The following is a 21,391-nucleotide window of genomic DNA, read 5'->3' as shown; positions in this document are numbered from 1 at the left end:
ATTAACATTTATTTGAAAAAAGCTTGCCAAATATAATATTATTATCAACAATAAGATTATATTTTGTACTACAATAATATAAGAAGTATAAACTAAGTCCATATAAATGAAATAGGAGGAGAAATGTCAGGATTTTTATTAGTAATGTCAGGACCATCAGGTGTGGGTAAGGGCACATTAGTAAAAGAAATATTAAAATTGCATGATGATGTAGTAGTTTCAGTATCTGTTACTACTAGATACAAGAGGAAAAATGAACAAGAGGGTAGAGAATACTTTTTTGTCGATAAAGATAAATTTGATAAAATGAAAAAAAATAATGAACTTTTAGAATCTGCTCGTGTACACGATAATTTTTATGGTACGCCCAAAAAATTTGTTGAAGATAATATTAAAGAAGGGAAAACAGTAATATTGGAAATTGATGTTCAAGGTGCAGAGCAAGTGAGAGATAATTTTAATGATGCAGTTAATGTATTTGTTATTCCTCCTAAAAAAGCTGATATAGAGAAAAGACTTAGAAAAAGAGGAACTGAGTCGGAAGAAAAAATAAAGACTAGAATTAATAATGCTGATGTCGAATTAGAGCAAATAAAATATTACGATTATTTTTTAGTAAATGATTATATAGATGTAGCAACAAGAAGATTAGAAAGTATAATAAATGAAGAAAGAAGAAAGAGAGCATAATATGATAAATCCATCTTTTCAAGAATTAGAAAAAATTAGTAAATCAAGATACGAAATTGCCATGATGGCTGCAAAAAGAGCGAAACAAATAGTTAGTGGTGACAAACCTCTTGTTAAAGGCAAAGGTTCAAAACCGGTAACTATTGCTTTAAGTGAAATTATGTCAGATACAGTAACAAAAATTGATCCAAATAAGGTGTCAGAAAAAATTGAAATTAATGATGCTGAAGGTGAGGAAAAATAATGCTTAAAGGCAAAAAAATTCTCATTGGTGTAACTAGTGGAATTGCTATATATAAAACTCTAAGTCTTATTTCAAAATTAAGAAAAAAGGGTGCTGAAGTTGAAGTTATTATGACGGAAGCTGCAACTAAATTTATTAGTCCAATAACATTTGAAACTATTTCTAATAATAAAGTTTATACTGATATGTGGATTCACCCTGAAAAAGTACTTCACATAGATATTACTAATGATAAAGATTTATTTTTAATTGCACCAGCAACAGCCAATACAATCGCTAAAGTAAATGCTGGTATTGCCGATAATTTATTAACTACATCTATACTTGCTTCAAAAGTACCCGTAATTTTTTCACTAGCTATGAACACTTTAATGTTAGAAAATTCTATTACAAAAAGAAATATAGAGTCATTAAGAAATTTTGGATATAATTTTATAAATTCAAATGAAGGACAATTAGCTTGTAATACAGTAGGAAAAGGTAGAATGGCAGAACCAGACGAAATACTAGATTACATAGACGCTAAACTTGAAATTAAAGATTTACAAGGGAAAAAAATTATAGTTACATCTGGTCCATCTATTTCCCGTTTTGATCCAGTAAGATATGTTACTAATGATTCAAGTGGAAAAATGGGATATGAAATAGCCAAAAATGCAAGAAATAGAGGAGCTGAAGTTATTCATATAACAGGAAATGTTAGTACTCCAAAGCTTGAAAAAGTTAAAAATATTTCTTTTATAGATAATCAACAATTAAAAATGGCCATTGAAAGTGAATTTGATGATGCAGATGTATTAATAATGGCTGCTGCACCTGTTGATTACGAATTTTTAGAAACACACCAACATAAAATAAAAAAAAATGACAAAAAGAACGATGTAATAACATTTGAAATGAGAAAATCTGAAGATATACTTAAATATTTTACTAATAAAAAGACAAATCAAAAAATAATCGGATTTGCAGCAGAAACTGAAAAATTAATTGAAAATGCAAAAATTAAATTGGATAAAAAAAATTTAGATTTTATTGTTGCCAATGATATATCAAAAGAAGGTGCTGGATTCAATGTAGATACTAATATCGTAACATTTATAGGAAAAAATTATATTGAAGAATTTCAAATTATGAGTAAAGAAAAAATTGCAAAAAAAATATTAGATAAATTGGTGAAATGATGTATTATGACATTATATTAAAGTCTAAAGCTTCCTTTTTAGATCAAATGTTTACATATAAATCTGATGTAGAAATTAAACCGGGTGTAAGAGTTATTGTTCCGTTTGGTAGAGGTAATGAAAAAGTAATTGGAATTGTAATTAGAAAAAATTTGAATAATATTAATTATAAAGTAAAAGAAATTAGTATTATACTTGATAATAAGCCTATTGTAAGCAAAGAGTTATTAAAAATCGCTTTTTATATTATAAAAAATAATATTTCTGACTATTCTTCTGCAATAAGCACTATATTACCTCCAGGAAGTATTGATAAAGTTGAAGAATATTATAAAATAAAAAATGATAATAAAGAAATAGACCAAGAATTAAAAAATTATTTATATGAAGAACATAACTTTAAACAAATTTCAGAAAGATTTGGCTCAAAATATAGTCGTTCATATATAAATCATTTGGTAAATAAAAATATTTTAGAATCAACATTTGAGCTAGTTAAAAAATCTAGTACTAAGTATATAGAATATGTAATACTTATCGATAAAGATTATATAAATAAGATTAGAAAAGATGCAATTAAACAAATAGAAATATTAAAAGTTTTGGAAAAAGAAAATAAGATTGAAAAACAAAAACTATTAATGCTTTCCAATTCAAGTTTACAGAGCTTAAAATCGCTGGTTAAGAAAAATATTGTTGAAATACAAAAAGTAAAAACTACGAGGGATATATTATCAGATGTTCCTATATATAATCAGCATATTTTGAATGTAGAGCAAAAAGCCGTTTTTGATAAAATCATCAATTCAGATAAGAATAATTTTCTAATTCATGGCGTTACAGGTTCGGGAAAAACTGAGATTTATTTACAGTTGGTTAGTCACTTTGTAAGCCAAGGAAAAGAAGCAATAATATTAGTACCTGAAATATCACTTACCCCACAAACAATAGATAGATTTCAAGGTAGATTTGGAAAAAATATTGCAGTATTGCATTCAAAGTTAAGTATTAGTGAGAGAGCAGATCAATGGAGTTTGATTAAAAATAAAAAAGTTAAAATAGTAGTAGGAGCTAGATCGGCAATATTTGCTCCATTTGAAAATTTGGGAATAATTGTTATTGATGAAGAACATGAATCTTCCTACAAATCAGAGCATAATAGTAAATATTCTGCAATAGAAGTTGCAAAAGAAAGAGCAAAGTATAATAATGCAAAATTGATATTAGGAACTGCAACTCCTTCAATAAAGACAATGTCGGATGTATTAAATAATAAAATTGAAATGGTTACATTAAAGAAAAGAGTAAATAACATAAAACTCCCACAGGTATCAATTGTAGATATGAGAGAAGAATTAAAATCAAATAATTTTACGATGTTTTCTCATTTACTTAAATTAAAAATAAATGAAGCACTTGTAAAAAAAGAACAAATCATTTTATTTTTAAACAAACGAGGACACACATCATTTGTTTTCTGTAAATCCTGTGGATATGTGCACAAGTGTGATGCTTGCGATGTTGCAATGACATACCACAAAAAAAATGACAGATTAATTTGTCATTATTGTGGTAGAACAGCGTTAAAACATAAAACTTGTATTAATTGTGGAAGTTCATTTATAAAAGAATATGGAGCAGGTACAGAAAAGTTGGAAGAAGAAACCAAAAAAATATTTCCAAATGCTAAAATATTTAGAATGGATGCCGATAGTATAAATAGTAAAGGTGATTATGATAAAGTTTATAGAAGCATGAAAAATGGTGATATTGATATATTAATAGGAACTCAAATGCTTGCTAAGGGACTGGATTTTCCAAATGTTTCGGTTGTTGGAATAGTTTCAGCTGATGTAAGTCTTAATATTCCAGATTTTAGAGCAAATGAAAAGACTTATGGTCTAATAACACAAGTTTCTGGACGTGCTGGTAGAGGTGAAATAGAAGGAAATGTTATAATCCAGACATATAATCCGAATAATTTTGCGATAGAAACAGCTGCATCAAATGATTTTGATAGATTTTTGATGTTAGAATTACAAGAAAGAAAAAAATTTAATTATCCACCATTTATTAAAATATTAAATATTAATTTATCTTCATCTGAAAGAGCATACGCAATAAAAGTAGGACAAAAGATAATGATAAAAATAAATGCATTTTTAAGAGAGTATAATGCTGATTATATAGAACTTACTGGACCAGTGCCTAGCCAGATTGAAAAAATAAATAATAAATATAAATTTGATATTATATTAAAATCAAAAGATAAAGATTTATTAATAAAAATTTCTGAAAGACTAAGAGAGGAAAAAAGGGATAATAAGGTTTATTTAAATTATAAACTTGAGGAGGAATAATGGGATTAAGACAAATTAGATTAGAAAACGATCCAATATTATATAAAAAAACAAGAGAAATAAAAAACATTAACGATAGAATATTATCATTACTTGATGATATGGTTGAAACTATGAGAGAGCATCATGGAATAGGATTAGCCGCACCACAAGTTGGTATTTTAAGAAGATGTTTTGTAGCTGAAGTGAATGAGGGAGAAGTATATAAAGTTATTAATCCTGAAATAATAGAACGTGAAGGAAAAGCAGTTCAAATTGAAGGTTGTTTATCAATGCCAGATTTTAGAGGAACCGTTGAAAGAGCTGAAAAAATTAAGATGAAATACACAGATGAAAATGGTAAAGAACAAACAATAGAGGCAGAAGGACTTCTAGCAAGATGTTTTCAACATGAGAGTGATTATTTAGATGGTGTATTAATTAAATCTAAATACATAAAAGAAATATCTGATGAAGAATATCAAGAAATTTTAGATAGTCATAAAGTTGAAGAGGAAATGTAACAAATGAAAAGAATTATATTTATGGGAACACCTGAATTTGCTGTAAATCCTCTTATTGCCTTGAATGATTGCAAAGATATTGAAATAGGATTTGTAATTACAAGTCAAGATAAGAAAAGAGGTAGAAATAAGATTTCACCAACACCGGTCAAAAAAATGGCATTAGAACTAGGTATTGAATCTTATGAACCCAAAAATGTAAATTCAAAAGACTCATTAAAAAAAATATATGATTATAATCCTGATTATATAGTAGTTATAGCATTTGGTCAGCTAATAAAAGATGAATTATTAGAAGCATACAAAAATAGAATAATTAATATACACTCATCTTTATTACCCAAATATAGAGGAGCGGCGCCAATGCAGTGGACAATATTAAACAAAGATGAAAAAGCTGGTGTTTGTGCGATGCTAATAGAAAAATCTATGGATACAGGAGATGTTTTAGATTGTAGAAAAATTGATATAAATGAAGACACAGATATAAAGAGTTTACATGATAGACTATCAATATTATCTAAAGATTTAATTGTAAATACAATCCTAAATTATGAAAATTTATATAATGACAGAATAGAGCAAAATGAGGATTTTGCAACATATTCTCATAAAATCGAAAAAGAAATGGGTCACATTAATTTTAATAATAAAGCGAGTGATATTAAAGCTAGAATTATGGCATTTTCTACATGGCCATCTACTTTTGTTAATTATAAAAACCAGAAGATGAAAATACACAAGATTTCTATAATTGATAAATATAATGAAATTAAAATAGGAGAAATATTTAAGGCAGATAAAGACGGAATATTTGTAAATTGCCTTGATAAATGTATCGTAATTAAAGAAATTCAATTTCCAGGAAAGAAAGCGATGACAGTAGATACATATCTTCTAGGAAATCAAATTGAAATTGGGGAAAAATTAAATTAGGAGGATTATATGTTAGCATATTATAGATATGGTTACGGGAATATGAATATGGATTGGCCATTTTTATTTTTTTTAGGAGCAATGATTTTAAGCTTTTGGGCAAGTATTAAAGTTAGGTCAAATTATTCAAAATTTTCCAAAGTTGCTGTAAATAGTGGAATGACAGGGGCAGAAGTTGCAAAACTAATATTAAATAGACAAGGTATATATGATGTTACTGTTCAAGAAGTTTCTGGAAATTTAACAAATCACTACAATCCAAGAAATAAAACTGTAAGATTATCAGAAGGAGTATATGATGGAACAAGCATATCTGCTGTATCTATTGCTGCACATGAAATAGGGCATGCAATTCAACATAACGAAGCCTACTATTTCTTAACATTTAGATCAGCTTTAGCACCTATTGTAAGCTTTACATCTAATTTTGTTTTTATGTTGATAATTGCTGGATTTATATTACAAATAACATCATTAGTAAACTTAGGAATAATTCTATTTTCACTAACATTACTTTTTCAAATAATAACTCTTCCGGTAGAGTTTGACGCAAGTAATAGAGCATTACGTTGTTTAGAAGACTATAGAGTAATTACACAGGATGAAAAAAAGGGTTCTAAAAAAGTTTTAGGAGCAGCAGCATTAACATATGTAGCGGCAGCATTGGTATCGTTAGCTCAATTGCTAAGATTCCTAAATATGAGAAGAGATTAAATTAAACCGTAACATTCTTTTGATGTTACGGTAATTTTTATATAATAAAATTGACATAATAAGGAAGGTGATGAGTATTAAAGCAAGAGAAGTCAGTATTAATACAATATATAAAATACTAAAATTAAATGAATTTTCTAAAGAAGTAATAAATAGTGATATAGAAAAGGTGGTAGATCAGGACAAAAAATTATATATGCAACTAATTTACGGTGTTATCGAAAATGTAAAATATATTGATTATGTAATTCAAAAATATTCAAAAATGAAGTTAAGAAAATTAGATGAAAAAGTTTTAAATATATTAAGAATTGCAGTATATGAATTAAAATTTTTAAAATCAAAAAAATATGCAGTGATAAATGAAGCAGTGAATAATACAAAAAAAGTCAATTTTAAGGCTAAAAATATGGTCAATGCAATTTTGAGAAACATAGATAGAGATAAAAATTCATTTGATATAAATGTAAAAGATAATGATGAAAAACTATCTATAAAATATAGCGTTTCACTAGAATTAGTAAAATATATTAAGAAAAACTATGATAATTATGAAAAAATTATAGCTAGCTTTACAGATAAATCTAATTTATCTATCAGAGTTAATACAAATCAAATTGAGAAAAAGGAATTAAAGGAAACTCTTGAAAAAAAAGGATTTAGTGTCTTAACTTCAGATTTAACTAACAATGCATTAATAATTGAAAACCCGAGTGGTTTATTTGATATAAGTGAATTTTTAGAAGGAAAATTTACAGTACAAGATGAAGCAAGTATTTTAGTATCTGAAATATTAAATCCAAAAAAAAATTCATTAGTTTTAGATTTATGTGCAGCACCTGGATCTAAAAGTACACACTTATTACAAATAATGGAAAATCAAGGAAAAGTTGTTTCAAATGATATTTCACTTAATAAGATGGATAAAATAAAAGAAAATTTTGAAAGACTAAAATTAACTAATTTTGAAATAACAAATTACGATGCAACAGAATTTATAAATGATTTTGAAAACAAGTTTGATTATATACTCGTTGATGCTCCTTGTTCCGGACTTGGAGTAATTAAAAGAAAACCTGAAATAAAGATAAATAGAAGCATAAAGGATATCAAGTCTTTAGTAAAAATACAGCAAGATATTTTACATAAATCATATAAATACTTAAAGTCTGGTGGATACATTGTTTATAGTACGTGTACTATTGGTGATTTAGAAAATAAATTTGTTGTTAACGATTTTATAAAAAGAAATAAAGATATAAAGTTTGTAGATATAAATGGTAGTAATTATATAGAAATACTACCAGATAGTAATCATGACGGCTTTTTCATATGCAAGATGAAAAAAGATTAAAATTTTGATATAATGAATATTATTAATCTTAAAGAAGGTAGATATGAAATATTTTAGTGTTTCAGATACAGGAAAAGTCAGAAAAAATAATGAAGACTGCTATATAAATCATGAAGGTGAGGGATATGGCTTGTTTGTCGTGTGTGATGGAATGGGTGGTCACAATTCTGGTGAAGTAGCATCTGAAATAGCAGCAAATAGCATAAAAGAATATATAGTATTAAATTTTGATTCTGAAGATAATTTCACATTAATATCAAATGCAGTTGAAAATGCACATCAAAAAATATACAAAAAATCAATTGAGGATTCCAAACATAAAAATATGGGTACTACAGTTATTATTGCTCTTATTGTTGATGATATTTTATATTTTGCTAATGCTGGAGATAGTAGAATATATCTATATTCTAAAGATAATATGCAACAATTAACCAAAGATCACTCATATGTTCAAGAACTATTAGATGCAGGTGCGATTAGTAAAGAAGAAGCAATATTTTTTCCAAGAAATGAGATTACTAGCTGTCTAGGTACAAGACTAGATTATAAGCTTGATGTTGACGTAAGGAAATTAGATGCAGGAGATATGATTTTATTAGCAACTGATGGATTAACAGATATGATAGATGATCCCGATATTGAAAATGTTTTGGTAGAAGATTACGGTGTAAAGCACACCTCTGAAATATTATTATATATGGCTAATTCTACAGGGGGAAAAGATAATATAACAATTACTTGTGTTAAAGTAAATGAGGTTTTTTATGAATGATAAATTATTAAATAATAGATATCAAATAAAAGATATAATTGGAACCGGTGGTATGGCAATAGTATATGATGGTTTTGACACATTACTACAAAGGGAAGTTGCGATAAAGATACTAAAAGATTCCTTGATTGAAAAAGAAGATTTTATTGATAGACTTAAAAGTGAAGCTAAAAATTCTGCATCATTAAGTGATGACAATATAGTAAGTATTTATGATGTTGGCCATACAACCATTAATGGAAAAGATGTTGAATATATTGTAATGGAAAAAGTTGAGGGACAGACCTTAAAAGATGTTATCGCAAATGAGGCACCTTTAAGTAATGAAAGAATATTGAAGTATGCAATTCAGATTGCAAAAGCCCTACAAACTGCTCATATGAATGGATTAGTACATAGAGATATTAAACCTGCAAATATTTTGATTACTAAAAATGATAAGGTAAAAGTAGTTGATTTTGGGATTGCTCGTGTAACATCAGATGCAACTCTAACATACACATCATCGATTTTAGGTACAGTACATTATATTTCTCCAGAACAGGCAAAAGGAAAATTAATAGATTCCAGATCTGACTTATATTCATTAGGGGTATTATTATTTGAAATGGCAACAGGCAAAGTTCCTTTTGATGGAGAAAGTCCAGTAGGAATTGCTGTAAAGCATATCCAAGAAAGTCCTGAACAGGTCAATAAACTAAATCCCGATATAAGCGAAGATTTAGCTATGTTAATTGCTAAATTATTACAAAAAAAACCGGAAAATAGATATAAAACTTCAAGTCATTTATATACAGATTTAGAAAAAATTTCTAATGGAATAAGTTTAGATAACACATTAAAACTTGAAGCGATGGAAAATGAAAAATATACAAAAAAAATAAATGAAGTAAATTATAAATCGGAGAAAAAGATAGATTCTAGAGAAAAAACTCAAAATAGTACCAATTGGATAAATATTTTAATTGTTATTATGATACTTGGATTTTCGTTATTTACAATATACTATATTGTTGATTCAAAGGTAAATAAACAATCTCTTGGCGACGAAATCACGATGCCAAGTGTTATTGATATAAAAGAAGAAAGTGCAATTAAAATGCTCCAGGAAAGAGGATTATCTGTAACAATAAAAAATAGAGAATATAATCCACAAATTATAGAGGGAAATGTAATTTCTCAATCAATTAGTCCTCAAACAAAAATTAAAAAAGATACAGTAGTTGAGTTAACTATAAGTAAAGGAAGTGAATTGGTAACAGTACCAAATGTTGTTGGATTTGATATTGATAATATTAAAAAGTTACTAGCAGATTATGGTTTAGAAATTAGTGAAAAGACTTATGAAGAATCAGATACAAAAAAAGATTTAATTATAAAACAATTACCACAAGCCGGGGAAAAAGTAAAAAAAGGTTCTCAGATTAATTTAGTTATAAGTTCAGGCCGACCTGAAAAAAAGGTAGTAGTACCAAATGTTGAAAATCAGGATCAGGCTGTTGCTATCTCTACAATTAATTCATCAGGATTAACTTTGGGAAAAATAACAAAAAAACATAGTAATGATGTCAAAAAAAATGCTGTAATATCACAATCATTAAAGCCTGGTGAAGAAGTAAAAAGTGGTACAGCAATAGATATTGTTATTAGTATTGGTGAAGAACAGACGGATATAGAAAAAGAGAATGAATCAAATGGAAATGATAACTCTCAAAATAACCCACAACCACCATCTCAAGCTGAGAAGAAAAAATATATATTTAAGATAACAGTACCTAGTGGAGATTCAAAAAAATTTAATTTGAAAATATATAATTTAACGAGAAATAGAGAGTTAGTATTTGATAAAAATATTGAAAAATCCAAAGCGGATGAAAATGGAAAAATTAGAATATCTATAATTGATACTGTCGATTCTAAATTTGAAGCTGAATTTGATGGTAAAAAAGCAGAAATAAATTAAGGGAATTTAATGAAAAAAGGTTTAATAATACAATCTCAAAAAGAGTTATATCACGTAAAAACTATGGACAAAAAAATATATCTTTGTAAGGCCAGAGGATTATTTAGAGATAAAAATATTAAGCCCTTGGTTGGAGATAGAGTAGACATTCAAATTTTAGATGATAACACAGGATATATTGAAAATATATATGAAAGAAAAAATCATTTAATTAGACCACCAATTTCTAATATAGATCAAATAGTTATGGTTTATTCATTAAAAGATCCAGAGATAAATTATTTAATATTGGATAAGTACTTAGCCATGCTAGAGCACTTTAATATTCCAATGGTGATTTTAATTAACAAGATAGAGCTTGTAAATGATGATGAAATTAAAATATTTGAAGAAATTTATAAAAAAACAGACTATAAAATTATATACACTTCAGCCATTGAACAAAAAGGCATTGATAATTTAAGAAATGTATTAAAAAATAAAATATCATCATTTGCTGGGCCCTCTGGAGTTGGAAAATCTACAATTATAAATCTTTTACATGAAGATATTAATATGAAAATTGGAGATATTTCTAAAAAAACTTCAAGAGGAAAGCATACTACTAGACACGTAGAAATATTTGAAATTGATGAAGATACATTTATATACGACACACCTGGATTTACGGCACTATCACTAGATTTTATAGAAGATTACAAAGATGTTAAGTTTTATTTCAAGGAGTTTGAAAAATACAGCAATCAATGTAAATTTAAGAATTGTGAACATATAAATGAGCCAAAATGTGCAGTAAAAGGAGCATTAGAAGCAGGTGAAATAAGCACCTCAAGATACGTAAATTATACGCATATTAGAAATGAAATAATGAATAGAAAGGTATATTAATGAAAGAAATAGCACCATCTTTATTAGCGGCAGATTTTTATGACTTAAGATCTCAAATTAGAGAATTAAATAATTCAAAAGTAAAATATTTACACTTAGATATTATGGATGGTAGATACGTACCAAACATATCATATGGTTCTGACATAATAAAAAACATAAGAAAACACACAAATCTAATTTTTGATGTACATCTTATGGTAGAAAATCCAGAAAACCATATTGAGGAGTATGTAAGTGCAGGAGCAGATATTATTTCATTTCATCCAGAAACTACCAAACACCCTAACAGGGTGGTTAGTCAAATAAAAAAAGGTGGTATTAAAGCTGGTATAGTTTTGAATACACATACAGATGAGAATATTTTGAAATATCTTATTCAAGACATAGATTTAATCTTAATAATGTCAGTAGTACCAGGATTTGGTGGACAAGAGTTTATTCCACAAATATTTGATAAAATTATACGTGTAAAAAAACTTATCGAAGATTCTGGCCGTGATATCATACTAGAAATTGATGGTGGAATAAAGCTTCATAACGTAAAAAAGGTAATAGATTTAGGAATAAATTTAGCCGTTGCAGGCTCCGCTATATTTAATGAAGATGGAATCCAAAATAACATAGATAAATTTTATAAAGAAATTAACAATGAAAAATAAAAAAGCAGTAATTTTTGCCGGTGGTTGTATAAGTGGATTTAATAATAACGATATAAAAAACACATATATAATTGCAGTAGATAAAGGATTTGAATTTTTAGTTGACAACAATATAAATGTTGACCTTGCAATCGGTGATTTTGATTCCATCAATTCAAAATATATAGAAAAACTTGATAAAATAGATGTCCATTCATTTAGTAAGGATAAAGATTTTACAGATTTAGAGTTGGCATATCAATATTGCTTAAAATATAATTTTAGTGATATTAAAGTATATGGAGCTACAGGTACCAGACTAGATCATACATTTGCAAATCTTCAATTATTAAAGGGATATAAGGAAAAAGGATTAAATATTACGATTATAAATAAATATAACGTAGTATTTTATACCAATAAAAATACACTCATAAAAAAACAATTAGAAAATATTTCAATATTACCAGCGAATTTAAGAACCATCATTTCTCTTAAAGGGGTAAAGTGGGAACTTGAAAAATTTGAAGTTAGTTATGGAGAAGCTCTAACAGTTTCAAATAAATTTATTGAAGATGCTAAACTAACTGTGCATCAAGGTGGGGTATATATAATATTAAGCAAAGATTAATTTATATAATTTTTGATTTAAAATTTCCCAAATATGTAAATTGTAGATTATAATGTTTTATTGATGTGGCATAAATTTTAAAAATTAAAATAGTAAATGTACACTCACATTTTGATTAACTCCAAAATTGAATTAATCATGAGTTGTCCATTTACTATTATGAATTAATGATATGTAAAATTTAATTATATATTTTTATTAATTAATACTTCCCTAATTCTTCGGCAAAGATATTTAACATTTTGAAAACTGATTTTAGTGTGATGTCATTTATATCTTTTTTAGGATTATATTCTACAAAATCTATTGAATTAATTAATCTCGTCTGTATTAATCTTCTTATTATTTTTTCAGACTGATTATAATTTAGTCCATTTTCAACTGGAGTACCTGTACCTGGAACCAATGACTTATCCATTGAATCAATATCATAACTTAAATGAATTTTATTAATTCCTTTACTTTTAATATCATTAATAATTTCATCTAAACATTTTTCAATTCCCTTAGAATGAATATCATCCATATACCATACATTTACATTATATTTTTCAATGATATCATATTCTCCGTCGTCTACACTTCTTGCACCGATTATATATACATTTTCAGGTTTTATTTTAGCTCCGTCAAAATGAACATTAACTAAGTCTTCGTGACCTAAATTAAAGGAGGCAGCAATTGGCATCCCATGAATATTTCCAGACGGAGAAGACTCAATATCATTAATATCAGTATGTGCATCTACCCATATAACAGCAAAATCATTTCCGATTGCTCCGGATACACCTGCAAGTGAACCAATAGCTAGGGCATGATCACCACCAATTACGAATGGCATATTTCCAGAGGAAAGAGAATTATGAACTTCATTTGCTAAATCTTCAACTGCATTTTTTATAGGTCTTAAAAATTTTAAGCTTTTATGGTCGCTATATTTATCTTCTTCTGATACTTTTTCAACAAAGATATCATTTTTTACTTCTGTTACAATTTTATTTTGATTGAAGATATCTTCAATACCTTCCTCTATTATCTTATCTGTGCCAAATTCAACACCAGCTCTATCAAATCCATAATACATAGGAATCTTTATAAAATCAATTTTCATTTTTATCCTCACATATACTATTTTAAGTTAGTTTGTTGAAAATATAATACTATAGCTATATAATTAATTTAGTATTAATTTAGAACAAATATATTATATAATAAAAAAATGGAAATTGGTGAAAAAATGAAAAATTTACTAGAGATTATTAATTTAATAAAAAAAACTGATAATTTTATTGAAAGCACGGACGATAATATAATAATAAAAAATATTTCTTATTATTCAAGAGATATATCTGAAAGCACTTTGTTTTTTTGTAAAGGATTAAATTTTAAGGAAGAATATTTATTTGATGCGAAAAATAGAGGTGCAAATTCATATATATCTGAAAAAAAATTAAATATAGATTTACCATATATAATTGTTAAAGATATTAGAAAAGCAATGTTAGAAATTGCAAGGTATTTTTATGATTTTCCTGATAAAAAAATTAAAACTATAGGGGTAACAGGCACTAAAGGAAAGTCAACCACAGTTACATATATTAAAAGTATATTAGATGTATATTTACTTAAAAATGGTAAAAAAACTGCTGGAATCATATCTAGTATCAATACATATGATGGATTTGAGAATTTTAAATCGACTTTAACGACTCCAGAGTCAATTATGCTTTATAGATATTTAAATAATGCAGTAAAGGCAGGTTTAGAATATATGATAATTGAATCATCATCACAAGCCTTTAAATATTACAGAATGAACAACATTTCTCTTGACGTAGCAATATTCTTGAATATTGGGGATGACCATGTAAGCGATATTGAACATCCAACCTTTGAAGATTATTTTAATTCCAAACTACAAATCTTTAATAATGCAAATTTTGCAATTTATAACAAAGGCTCAGATTATATACACAAAATAGAAAATAGAATTAAAAAACTAAATATTCCATCAGAAACATTTTCAATTAATAAGAAAACTGAAACATCATTAGCTGAATATACTTTCTTGAAATCTAGTTTAAGATTCACATTAAATTATAAAGGAGAAAAAATTTTAGCAGAAATAAATCAATTAGGTATTTATAATATTGAAAATGCAATAGCAGCAATTATGGTTTCTAAACATTTTGGTGTGGATAATAATTTAATTCAAAAGGGATTAATAAATGCGAATATTGATGCTAGAGAAAAAATTATAGAATCAATTGATAAGAAGTATATTATGTTTATTTCTTATGCTCACAATGAATTGAGTTTTGATAAAGCTTATGAATTTATTAAAATAAAATATCCTGAGTATAGAGTAGTTTCAATTTTTGGGAATAGTGGTAAATTAGCAAGAAATAGAATTGAAGGAAACTCCAGATCAGCGTCAAAAAATTCTGATTATATAATAATAGTACCAGAAGATTCAGAATATATAGAATATTCTAAAATATCAGAAGTTTTATCAAAAGAAATAATTAAGTACACAGATAAATATGAAATATCAAATACAAGAGAAGAGGGGATAAGAAAAGCTTTTATGGATGCCTCAGAGAAAACTATATTTTTTATAGCTGGAAAAGGAACAGAAGATTTTCAAAAAGAACGTGGAAAATATATTCCAATTAAGAGTGATGTTGAAGTTGCAAGTTCTTTAATTGAAGAATATAACAAAAAATCAAAATAAAACTCTATATTTAAAATTTATATTTTATTTTAAATATAGAGTTTTAAATTATAAAATATTCACATAAAAAAATCCGTAAGTAGAGTTAATATAACCCCCCAAAAAGCACCTATTGCAATTAAATGAATTATCCCCATTTTTTTTGAATATAATATAAATCCAATTATAAAAGTTATTGCCCCTACAATGGAAATATTAGCCAACGTAAAATAAGAGCTATTAAATACAGATTCAAAAAACATATTTAATGAAGCTATGAATATCAATCCTGCTACAGCAGGTTTTAGTGCTTTTATTATTTTATCCATAAAAGAAATTTCTTTTGAAGAAAAAAATAATTTTGCTAATATTGTCATTATAATAATTTGAGGAATGATAGTAGCGGTAGTTGCAACAATAGATCCTATTATTCCATATACTTTTGTCCCTACAAATGTTGCAGCATTTATAGCTATTGGACCAGGAGTCATTTGTGATATGGTAACTATATCAGTCATTTCATTTATTGTTAACCAAGCATATTGATCTACAACAATATTTTTTATAAAGGGTAGTATGGCATATCCACCTCCAAAAGCAAGAGATCCAATTTGAAGAAAAATAAGAAAAAGTTTAATTAATATCATTTTTTTTCTCCTTTTCCGTATCTATAATGGAATACACAAATAGACCAAATATAGCAACTACTAAAATGATAAGCCCGGTATTAATATTGAAAATATAACTAGCAATGAATGATAAAATCATTATACACACTCCTAGCACCTTATTTGTTTGTAATGATTGTTTAGCCATTCTATATGATGTTATCATTAAAGTTGCTGCAATGACTCCACCCATCCCTTTTAATGCGGCATTAATAAAGTAATTTTTAGAAAATGATTCGTAAAAAAATGAGAGTATAGTTATTATAACAAGAGAGGGTAATGCAGAAGCAATGGCCGCGACTACACCACCAATAAAACCATGTAGTCTATATCCGGTTAATATTGATGCATTTATAGCCATAGGACCAGGCCCAGATGTAGCGACTGAAACTATATCTATCATTTCCTCTTCATTTATTAAATTGGATTTTGTAGAAAATTCATCTTTTATTACAGGTACAATTGTATATCCACCTCCAAAAGTGAATAATGCGATTTTAGTAAAAATAAAAAACATTTCTAATAAACTCATTTTTTTCTTATTCATTTATTGTTTTATCTCCTAATTTTTTATTTAATATATTTTCATAAACGATCTTATCATCAATAAGCATTTTTTTTTCAGTTCGATTTAACTGTTTCAGATATACCTCTGCTCTCATAGCTTCGCTTTTCGAGTTGAACTCTTTAATATATACATATTTTACAGGAGTTCGTCCTCTTGTGTATTTTGAAGCTTTTTTTTCATTATGTAATTTCAATCTTTTTTCTAAATTAGTTGTATAACCAATATAATAGGTTTTATCATTACATTCAAGTATATATACGTATGATTTCATTTAAATTCTCTTAAAATTTTATTTATAATATCATATGTATATCCTTTATATGATAAATATCTAGTTATCTTATTTTTCACGTTAATATCAGAAATATCTTTATCTTTATACTTTTTCTTAAAAACATATATTGCATTTTGGTATTCTACATCATCGTCTATTTCTCTTAAGTATATATTTGATATATTAGATTGTATGCCTTTTTCGTAAAGTTTGTTTTTTGTATAATTTATACTATTTCTTTTAATGTAAATAGAATAGTCGATATAATCTTTAGCATATTTTTCATCATCTAAAACATTTAATTTTTTAAAATAATTAATTACCTTTTCTATATAAGAAGTATTTCTTGATGACTTATACAATTTATTACGAACTTCTTGAGTAGTTCTACGCTTATAGTTTATATAAACATCCGCTATTTTTTTTAATTCTTGATAAATAGATTCATCCTTTACGGCTTCATATAATTCAATATCAATTTGCATTTGATTTTTTATATTTAATTCATTGTATTTTTCATAAGAAATTAAAAATATTTCTTTATCAATTATTATTTCAAATAATCCTTTACTGTCAATAAATGTTATTTTTTCAACAAACATATTTCCTCCTGCTAAATAAGCATACAACTTGCATACGCAAATGTCAAAATGTAAAAAATATATCCATATTAAATATAAGAAAGTTTATTTGTCGTACAAGTTTAATATTTCAATGTATATAGCTAATAAAGTTTGACAATTTAGCCAATAAATGGTATTCTATTGCAAGTACGTGACAGATAGGAGACATAATGGCTGAATTAAAATTTGAAATAATTGAAAATCTAGGCGTTTTATCAACAAATGCTAAAGGATGGAGAAAAGAATTAAATATCGTTTCTTGGAATGAAAGAGAAGCAAAATTTGATTTAAGAGAATGGAATGAAGAACATACAAGAATGAGTAAGGGAATTACTTTTACTGAAGAAGAGGCTAAAGTATTAAAAGAAATTTTAATTGATGAATTTAACAAATAATTAATTTAAGGACTTACTGTTTAAGGTAAGTCTTTAAAAATAATATTGTAGTGGGAGAAAAGATGATACTAGCAATTGCAGACTTGCATTTAGATATAACAAAAGAAAAAGATATGTCTGTTTTTGGTGGCAACTGGGAAAACTATGAAGAAAAAATATTTTCTTATTGGAATAATTACGTTGCCAAAGATGATTTAGTTTTGATATCAGGGGATACTTCATGGGCTATGAAATTGGGAGATGCCTATTTTGATTTGAAAAGAGTTGATAAATTAAATGGAAATAAAATTGTCTTAAGAGGAAATCATGATTATTGGTGGAGTTCACTAAAAAAAATAAAAGACTTAAAATTAAATACTATCGAGTTCTTACAAAACAATGCATTTATTCACAAAAATATTTTAATAGTAGGTACAAGAGCTTGGGACAGTAGAGATTCAATTGGATTTAACGAAGATGACGAGAAAATATTTGTTAGAGAACTACATAGATTAGAATTATCTATTCAATATGGATTAAAAAATTTTGATAACTTTCATGAAGTTATTGCCATGCTACATTATCCACCTTTCAATAGAGATAATTCACCAAACGAATTTGAAAGAATATTTAAGAAGTATAATATAAAAACAGTTGTATATGGTCATTTACATGGAGTTGCTGCAAATTCAGCTCCTGAAGGTGAAATAAATGGCATTAAATATATTTGTGTTTCAGGTGATAAGATTAATTTTATTCCCGTAAAAATAAAAGAAATATAACAGGAGATAAAAATGACAGAAGGTAAAGTATTATTAACGCAAGAAGGATACGATAAGCTTAATGAAGAATTAAACTATTTAATAACTGAAAAAAGGGGAGAAGTATCTGAAAAAATAAAAATTGCAAGAGGATTTGGAGATTTATCTGAAAATGCAGAGTATGATGAAGCCAAAGCTGAGCAGGTAAAAGTTGAAACAAGAATTAGTGAAATTGAATTGCAACTTAAAAAAGCTGAAATTATTGCAAGACCAACTTCTTTAGACTTAGAAATAGTTTATATTGGAGATAAAGTTTTGATAACGGATTTATCTAAAAATATTGATATGCAATTACAAATAGTAGGAACAGTAGAAGCTGATATTGCTGAACGTAGAATTTCAAATGAATCTTTGTTAGGTAAAGCCTTAATAAATTCAAAAGCAGGAGATATTGTTAGTGTAAAAACAAAAGCAAATACTATTAAATATAAAATAAAAGAAATTATTAGGTAGGTAATTATGTCAGATGTAAATATCAACGAGATGTTACAAATTAAAAGAGATAAGTTAAAAAGACTTAAAAATGACGGTAAAAACCCTCATATTATAGAAAAAGTTATTGTTACAGCAAAATCAAAAGAGATTATAAAAAATTTTGAAAATTTTGAGGGTAAAGAAGTTACCGTGGCAGGTAGAATTTTAGGTAAAAGAACATTTGGAAAAATAAGTTTCTGGGTGCTGCAAGATGATTTAGGTAAAATTCAAATTTTTAATAGAGAGAATGTGTTAGGTAGTGAAATCTATGAAGATACTAAAGATCTAGATGTAGGAGATATAGTTAAAGTATCTGGTGAAGTAATTAAAACACAAACTGGAGAAATTTCAGTACTTAACAATAATTTTGAATTATTAACTAAATCACTACAAATATTACCTGAAAAATTTCATGGATTAAAAGATGTAGATTTAAGATATAGACAAAGATATGTAGATTTAATTGTTAATCCGGAGATAAAAGATGTATTTAGAAAAAGAACAAAAATTTTATCAGGAATACGAGAATTTTTAGATAAAAACGGATACTTAGAAGTTGAAACACCTATATTGAATACTATACCAGGTGGGGCAAATGCAAGACCTTTTGTTACCCATCACAACACTTTAGATATTGATATGTATTTAAGAATTGCCAACGAACTATACTTAAAAAGACTTATTGTAGGTGGGTTTGATAAAGTATATGAAATGGGTAGAATGTTTAGAAATGAAGGCATGGATGCAACACATAATCCTGAATACACAGCTATGGAGTTATATGAAGCGTATGCTGACTATAATGATATGATGGAAATAACCGAAAATTTAGTTTTATATGTAAATGAAAAGGTAAATGGAGGATTTACCGTTAACTATCAAGGAACAACAATTGATTTTACTACACCATGGAAAAGAGTATCTATGGTTGAACTCATTAAGGAAGAAACTGGAATAGACTTTAATGAAATCACTGACTATGATGAGGCTGTTAAATTAGCAAAAGAACATAAAGTGGAATTGAAGCCTAGTGATAAATTAGGTAATATAATTGTAAGTTTCTTTGAAACATTTTGTGAAGAGAAACTTATCCAACCAACATTTGTCACACAATATCCAGTTGAAGTTTCGCCATTAACTAAAAGAAATCCAGAAAATGAAGCAATGACACAAAGATTTGAAGCCTTTATATATGGTAAAGAAATTGCCAACGCATACTCAGAATTAAACGATGCAGAAGATCAAAAAGAAAGATTTGATGAACAATTAAAATTAAGAGAAATGGGTGACGATGAAGCAAATATGATTGATTATGACTTCTTAAATGCTATCGAGGTTGGTATGCCACCAACAGGAGGTTTAGGAATAGGTATTGATAGATTAGTAATGTTCTTAACAGATCAAACTACAATTAGAGATGTGCTATTGTTCCCAACAATGAAGCCATTTGGTAAAAATGCAGTAGAAAATCAATCAGAAAATAATTCAAATACAGAAAAAACAATAGAAATGCTTGATTTATCTAAATTAAGGGTAGAGCCTTTATTTGAAGATATGATTGATTTTGAAACATTTTCTAAATCAGACTTTAGAGTTGTTAAGGTTAAAAATTGTGAAGAAGTACCAAAGTCAAAAAAACTTTTGAAATTTACGTTAGATGATGGTTCTGAAAAAGAAAGAGTTATTTTATCTGGTATTAAGGAATATTACAGTTCAGAGAGTTTAATTGGAAAGACACTGCTTGCGATTTGTAATCTTCCTCCACGTAAGATGATGGGAATCGACTCAGAAGGTATGATTATATCAGCTGTATATGAATATGAAGATAAAGAAAAACTTAACCTAATAATGTTGGATGATAATATTCCAGCAGGATCAAAATTATATTAAAAAACACGCAAATTATTAAACTGGGATTTCTCATGAATCTCAGTTTAATTTTTAAAACTATGTATGAGATGTATAATTAGAATAATTTTATTGGAGCAACTACTGA

23 protein-coding genes are annotated in these 21,391 nt (G+C 26.8%); 18 read left to right on the top strand and 5 right to left on the bottom strand.

Going from position 1 to position 21,391, the window contains the following annotated elements:
- The first annotated feature begins 123 nt into the window (after positions 1 to 123).
- The 13 genes from gmk (at position 124) to AC4KN9_RS04195 (ending at position 12,880) form a co-directional block, all read left to right on the top strand.
- A complete protein-coding gene (gene gmk, locus AC4KN9_RS04255) occupies positions 124 to 690 on the top strand; it encodes a guanylate kinase (protein WP_491017402.1) in 567 nt (188 codons plus the stop codon).
- Positions 665 to 934, top strand: a complete 270-nt coding sequence (gene rpoZ, locus AC4KN9_RS04250; RefSeq protein WP_491017401.1) for a DNA-directed RNA polymerase subunit omega — start codon at positions 665 to 667, stop codon at positions 932 to 934. Before gmk ends, rpoZ begins: the two co-directional genes overlap by 26 nt.
- A complete protein-coding gene (gene coaBC / locus AC4KN9_RS04245; protein WP_491017400.1) occupies positions 934 to 2,115 on the top strand; it encodes a bifunctional phosphopantothenoylcysteine decarboxylase/phosphopantothenate--cysteine ligase CoaBC in 1,182 nt (393 codons plus the stop codon). The genes rpoZ and coaBC overlap by 1 nt, the downstream gene beginning before the upstream one ends.
- On the top strand, positions 2,115 to 4,475 hold the full coding sequence (priA, locus tag AC4KN9_RS04240) for a primosomal protein N' (protein ID WP_491017399.1): 2,361 nt from the start codon (positions 2,115 to 2,117) through the stop codon (positions 4,473 to 4,475). The genes coaBC and priA overlap by 1 nt, the downstream gene beginning before the upstream one ends.
- Entirely contained in the window at positions 4,475 to 4,978 is a 504-nt protein-coding gene (gene def, locus AC4KN9_RS04235) for a peptide deformylase (RefSeq protein ID WP_491017398.1), read from the top strand. The genes priA and def overlap by 1 nt, the downstream gene beginning before the upstream one ends.
- Positions 4,979 to 4,981: 3 nt before the next feature.
- On the top strand, positions 4,982 to 5,914 hold the full coding sequence (gene fmt, locus AC4KN9_RS04230) for a methionyl-tRNA formyltransferase (protein ID WP_491017397.1): 933 nt from the start codon (positions 4,982 to 4,984) through the stop codon (positions 5,912 to 5,914).
- Between the two features lie 9 nt (positions 5,915 to 5,923).
- Entirely contained in the window at positions 5,924 to 6,628 is a 705-nt protein-coding gene (locus AC4KN9_RS04225) for a zinc metallopeptidase (protein WP_491017396.1), read from the top strand.
- A gap of 70 nt (positions 6,629 to 6,698) precedes the next feature.
- Complete coding sequence (gene rsmB, locus AC4KN9_RS04220; RefSeq protein ID WP_491017395.1) at positions 6,699 to 7,982, top strand: 16S rRNA (cytosine(967)-C(5))-methyltransferase RsmB; 1,284 nt, start codon at positions 6,699 to 6,701, stop codon at positions 7,980 to 7,982.
- Positions 7,983 to 8,025: 43 nt separating this feature from the next.
- A complete protein-coding gene (locus tag AC4KN9_RS04215) occupies positions 8,026 to 8,757 on the top strand; it encodes a Stp1/IreP family PP2C-type Ser/Thr phosphatase (protein ID WP_491017394.1) in 732 nt (243 codons plus the stop codon).
- Positions 8,750 to 10,720 carry a Stk1 family PASTA domain-containing Ser/Thr kinase gene (gene pknB / locus AC4KN9_RS04210; protein WP_491017393.1) on the top strand — a complete coding sequence of 657 codons (1,971 nt, stop codon included), beginning with the start codon at positions 8,750 to 8,752 and terminating at the stop codon, positions 10,718 to 10,720. Before AC4KN9_RS04215 ends, pknB begins: the two co-directional genes overlap by 8 nt.
- A 9-nt stretch (positions 10,721 to 10,729) precedes the next feature.
- Complete coding sequence (gene rsgA, locus AC4KN9_RS04205) at positions 10,730 to 11,608, top strand: ribosome small subunit-dependent GTPase A (RefSeq protein ID WP_491017392.1); 879 nt, start codon at positions 10,730 to 10,732, stop codon at positions 11,606 to 11,608.
- Positions 11,608 to 12,270: a ribulose-phosphate 3-epimerase gene (gene rpe / locus AC4KN9_RS04200; protein WP_491017391.1), complete on the top strand. Its 663-nt coding sequence runs from the start codon at positions 11,608 to 11,610 to the stop codon at positions 12,268 to 12,270. The genes rsgA and rpe overlap by 1 nt, the downstream gene beginning before the upstream one ends.
- Entirely contained in the window at positions 12,260 to 12,880 is a 621-nt protein-coding gene (locus AC4KN9_RS04195; protein ID WP_491017390.1) for a thiamine diphosphokinase, read from the top strand. Before rpe ends, AC4KN9_RS04195 begins: the two co-directional genes overlap by 11 nt.
- A gap of 202 nt (positions 12,881 to 13,082) precedes the next feature.
- Here the strand turns inward: AC4KN9_RS04195 and rocF are convergent, their stop codons facing one another.
- The gene (gene rocF, locus AC4KN9_RS04190; RefSeq protein WP_491017389.1) at positions 13,083 to 13,991 is read right to left on the bottom strand and encodes an arginase; all 909 of its coding nucleotides are present in this window, start codon (positions 13,989 to 13,991) and stop codon (positions 13,083 to 13,085) included.
- Between the two features lie 126 nt (positions 13,992 to 14,117).
- On the opposite strand from rocF, the gene AC4KN9_RS04185 reads away from it, so the two are divergent.
- The gene (locus AC4KN9_RS04185) at positions 14,118 to 15,614 is read left to right on the top strand and encodes a Mur ligase family protein (protein WP_491017388.1); all 1,497 of its coding nucleotides are present in this window, start codon (positions 14,118 to 14,120) and stop codon (positions 15,612 to 15,614) included.
- Positions 15,615 to 15,673: 59 nt separating this feature from the next.
- On the opposite strand, the gene AC4KN9_RS04180 is transcribed toward AC4KN9_RS04185, so the two are convergent.
- From AC4KN9_RS04180 to AC4KN9_RS04165, 4 genes are read right to left on the bottom strand one after another with little or no spacing between them, the layout of a single operon-like run.
- The gene (locus AC4KN9_RS04180; RefSeq protein WP_491017387.1) at positions 15,674 to 16,240 is read right to left on the bottom strand and encodes a chromate transporter; all 567 of its coding nucleotides are present in this window, start codon (positions 16,238 to 16,240) and stop codon (positions 15,674 to 15,676) included.
- Positions 16,227 to 16,808, bottom strand: a complete 582-nt coding sequence (locus tag AC4KN9_RS04175) for a chromate transporter (RefSeq protein ID WP_491017386.1) — start codon at positions 16,806 to 16,808, stop codon at positions 16,227 to 16,229. The genes AC4KN9_RS04180 and AC4KN9_RS04175 overlap by 14 nt, the downstream gene beginning before the upstream one ends.
- Positions 16,801 to 17,100, bottom strand: a complete 300-nt coding sequence (locus AC4KN9_RS04170; RefSeq protein ID WP_491017385.1) for a GIY-YIG nuclease family protein — start codon at positions 17,098 to 17,100, stop codon at positions 16,801 to 16,803. Before AC4KN9_RS04170 ends, AC4KN9_RS04175 begins: the two co-directional genes overlap by 8 nt.
- Positions 17,097 to 17,705, bottom strand: coding sequence for a regulatory protein RecX (locus tag AC4KN9_RS04165; protein ID WP_491017384.1), 609 nt, complete (start codon positions 17,703 to 17,705; stop codon positions 17,097 to 17,099). The genes AC4KN9_RS04170 and AC4KN9_RS04165 overlap by 4 nt, the downstream gene beginning before the upstream one ends.
- Positions 17,706 to 17,896: 191 nt before the next feature.
- Between AC4KN9_RS04165 and AC4KN9_RS04160 the strand changes: the two genes are divergently transcribed.
- The 4 genes from AC4KN9_RS04160 to lysS all read left to right on the top strand — a co-directional run bounded on the left by AC4KN9_RS04160 (position 17,897) and on the right by lysS (position 21,285).
- Positions 17,897 to 18,121, top strand: a complete 225-nt coding sequence (locus AC4KN9_RS04160) for a YdbC family protein (protein WP_491017383.1) — start codon at positions 17,897 to 17,899, stop codon at positions 18,119 to 18,121.
- Between the two features lie 62 nt (positions 18,122 to 18,183).
- Positions 18,184 to 18,882 carry a metallophosphoesterase gene (locus tag AC4KN9_RS04155; protein WP_491017382.1) on the top strand — a complete coding sequence of 233 codons (699 nt, stop codon included), beginning with the start codon at positions 18,184 to 18,186 and terminating at the stop codon, positions 18,880 to 18,882.
- Between the two features lie 12 nt (positions 18,883 to 18,894).
- Positions 18,895 to 19,374 (top strand): transcription elongation factor GreA, encoded by a 480-nt coding sequence (gene greA / locus AC4KN9_RS04150; RefSeq protein ID WP_491017381.1) that lies wholly within the window; start codon positions 18,895 to 18,897, stop codon positions 19,372 to 19,374.
- 6 nt (positions 19,375 to 19,380) lie between these two features.
- A complete protein-coding gene (gene lysS / locus AC4KN9_RS04145) occupies positions 19,381 to 21,285 on the top strand; it encodes a lysine--tRNA ligase (protein ID WP_491017380.1) in 1,905 nt (634 codons plus the stop codon).
- Positions 21,286 to 21,391 lie beyond the last annotated feature (106 nt).

The organism is Helcococcus sp. SA-HE-C1, from assembly GCF_985670335.1.
The sequence above is the reverse complement of the archived record's forward strand: the minus strand, read 5'-3'. Positions and strand labels throughout refer to the sequence as shown.

Excerpts from the sequence above, each read along its gene's own strand:
- gmk (WP_491017402.1), top strand. The coding sequence starts at position 124 with ATGTCAGGATTTTTATTAGTAATGTCAGGACCATCAGGTGTGGGTAAG.
- rpoZ (WP_491017401.1), top strand. The coding sequence starts at position 665 with ATGAAGAAAGAAGAAAGAGAGCATAATATGATAAATCCATCTTTTCAA.
- coaBC (WP_491017400.1), top strand. The coding sequence starts at position 934 with ATGCTTAAAGGCAAAAAAATTCTCATTGGTGTAACTAGTGGAATTGCT.
- priA (WP_491017399.1), top strand. The coding sequence starts at position 2,115 with ATGTATTATGACATTATATTAAAGTCTAAAGCTTCCTTTTTAGATCAA.
- def (WP_491017398.1), top strand. The coding sequence starts at position 4,475 with ATGGGATTAAGACAAATTAGATTAGAAAACGATCCAATATTATATAAA.
- fmt (WP_491017397.1), top strand. The coding sequence starts at position 4,982 with ATGAAAAGAATTATATTTATGGGAACACCTGAATTTGCTGTAAATCCT.
- AC4KN9_RS04225 (WP_491017396.1), top strand. The coding sequence starts at position 5,924 with ATGTTAGCATATTATAGATATGGTTACGGGAATATGAATATGGATTGG.
- rsmB (WP_491017395.1), top strand. The coding sequence starts at position 6,699 with ATGAGTATTAAAGCAAGAGAAGTCAGTATTAATACAATATATAAAATA.
- AC4KN9_RS04215 (WP_491017394.1), top strand. The coding sequence starts at position 8,026 with ATGAAATATTTTAGTGTTTCAGATACAGGAAAAGTCAGAAAAAATAAT.
- pknB (WP_491017393.1), top strand. The coding sequence starts at position 8,750 with ATGAATGATAAATTATTAAATAATAGATATCAAATAAAAGATATAATT.
- rsgA (WP_491017392.1), top strand. The coding sequence starts at position 10,730 with ATGAAAAAAGGTTTAATAATACAATCTCAAAAAGAGTTATATCACGTA.
- rpe (WP_491017391.1), top strand. The coding sequence starts at position 11,608 with ATGAAAGAAATAGCACCATCTTTATTAGCGGCAGATTTTTATGACTTA.
- AC4KN9_RS04195 (WP_491017390.1), top strand. The coding sequence starts at position 12,260 with ATGAAAAATAAAAAAGCAGTAATTTTTGCCGGTGGTTGTATAAGTGGA.
- rocF (WP_491017389.1), bottom strand. The coding sequence starts at position 13,991 with ATGAAAATTGATTTTATAAAGATTCCTATGTATTATGGATTTGATAGA.
- AC4KN9_RS04185 (WP_491017388.1), top strand. The coding sequence starts at position 14,118 with ATGAAAAATTTACTAGAGATTATTAATTTAATAAAAAAAACTGATAAT.
- AC4KN9_RS04180 (WP_491017387.1), bottom strand. The coding sequence starts at position 16,240 with ATGATATTAATTAAACTTTTTCTTATTTTTCTTCAAATTGGATCTCTT.
- AC4KN9_RS04175 (WP_491017386.1), bottom strand. The coding sequence starts at position 16,808 with ATGAATAAGAAAAAAATGAGTTTATTAGAAATGTTTTTTATTTTTACT.
- AC4KN9_RS04170 (WP_491017385.1), bottom strand. The coding sequence starts at position 17,100 with ATGAAATCATACGTATATATACTTGAATGTAATGATAAAACCTATTAT.
- AC4KN9_RS04165 (WP_491017384.1), bottom strand. The coding sequence starts at position 17,705 with ATGTTTGTTGAAAAAATAACATTTATTGACAGTAAAGGATTATTTGAA.
- AC4KN9_RS04160 (WP_491017383.1), top strand. The coding sequence starts at position 17,897 with ATGGCTGAATTAAAATTTGAAATAATTGAAAATCTAGGCGTTTTATCA.
- AC4KN9_RS04155 (WP_491017382.1), top strand. The coding sequence starts at position 18,184 with ATGATACTAGCAATTGCAGACTTGCATTTAGATATAACAAAAGAAAAA.
- greA (WP_491017381.1), top strand. The coding sequence starts at position 18,895 with ATGACAGAAGGTAAAGTATTATTAACGCAAGAAGGATACGATAAGCTT.
- lysS (WP_491017380.1), top strand. The coding sequence starts at position 19,381 with ATGTCAGATGTAAATATCAACGAGATGTTACAAATTAAAAGAGATAAG.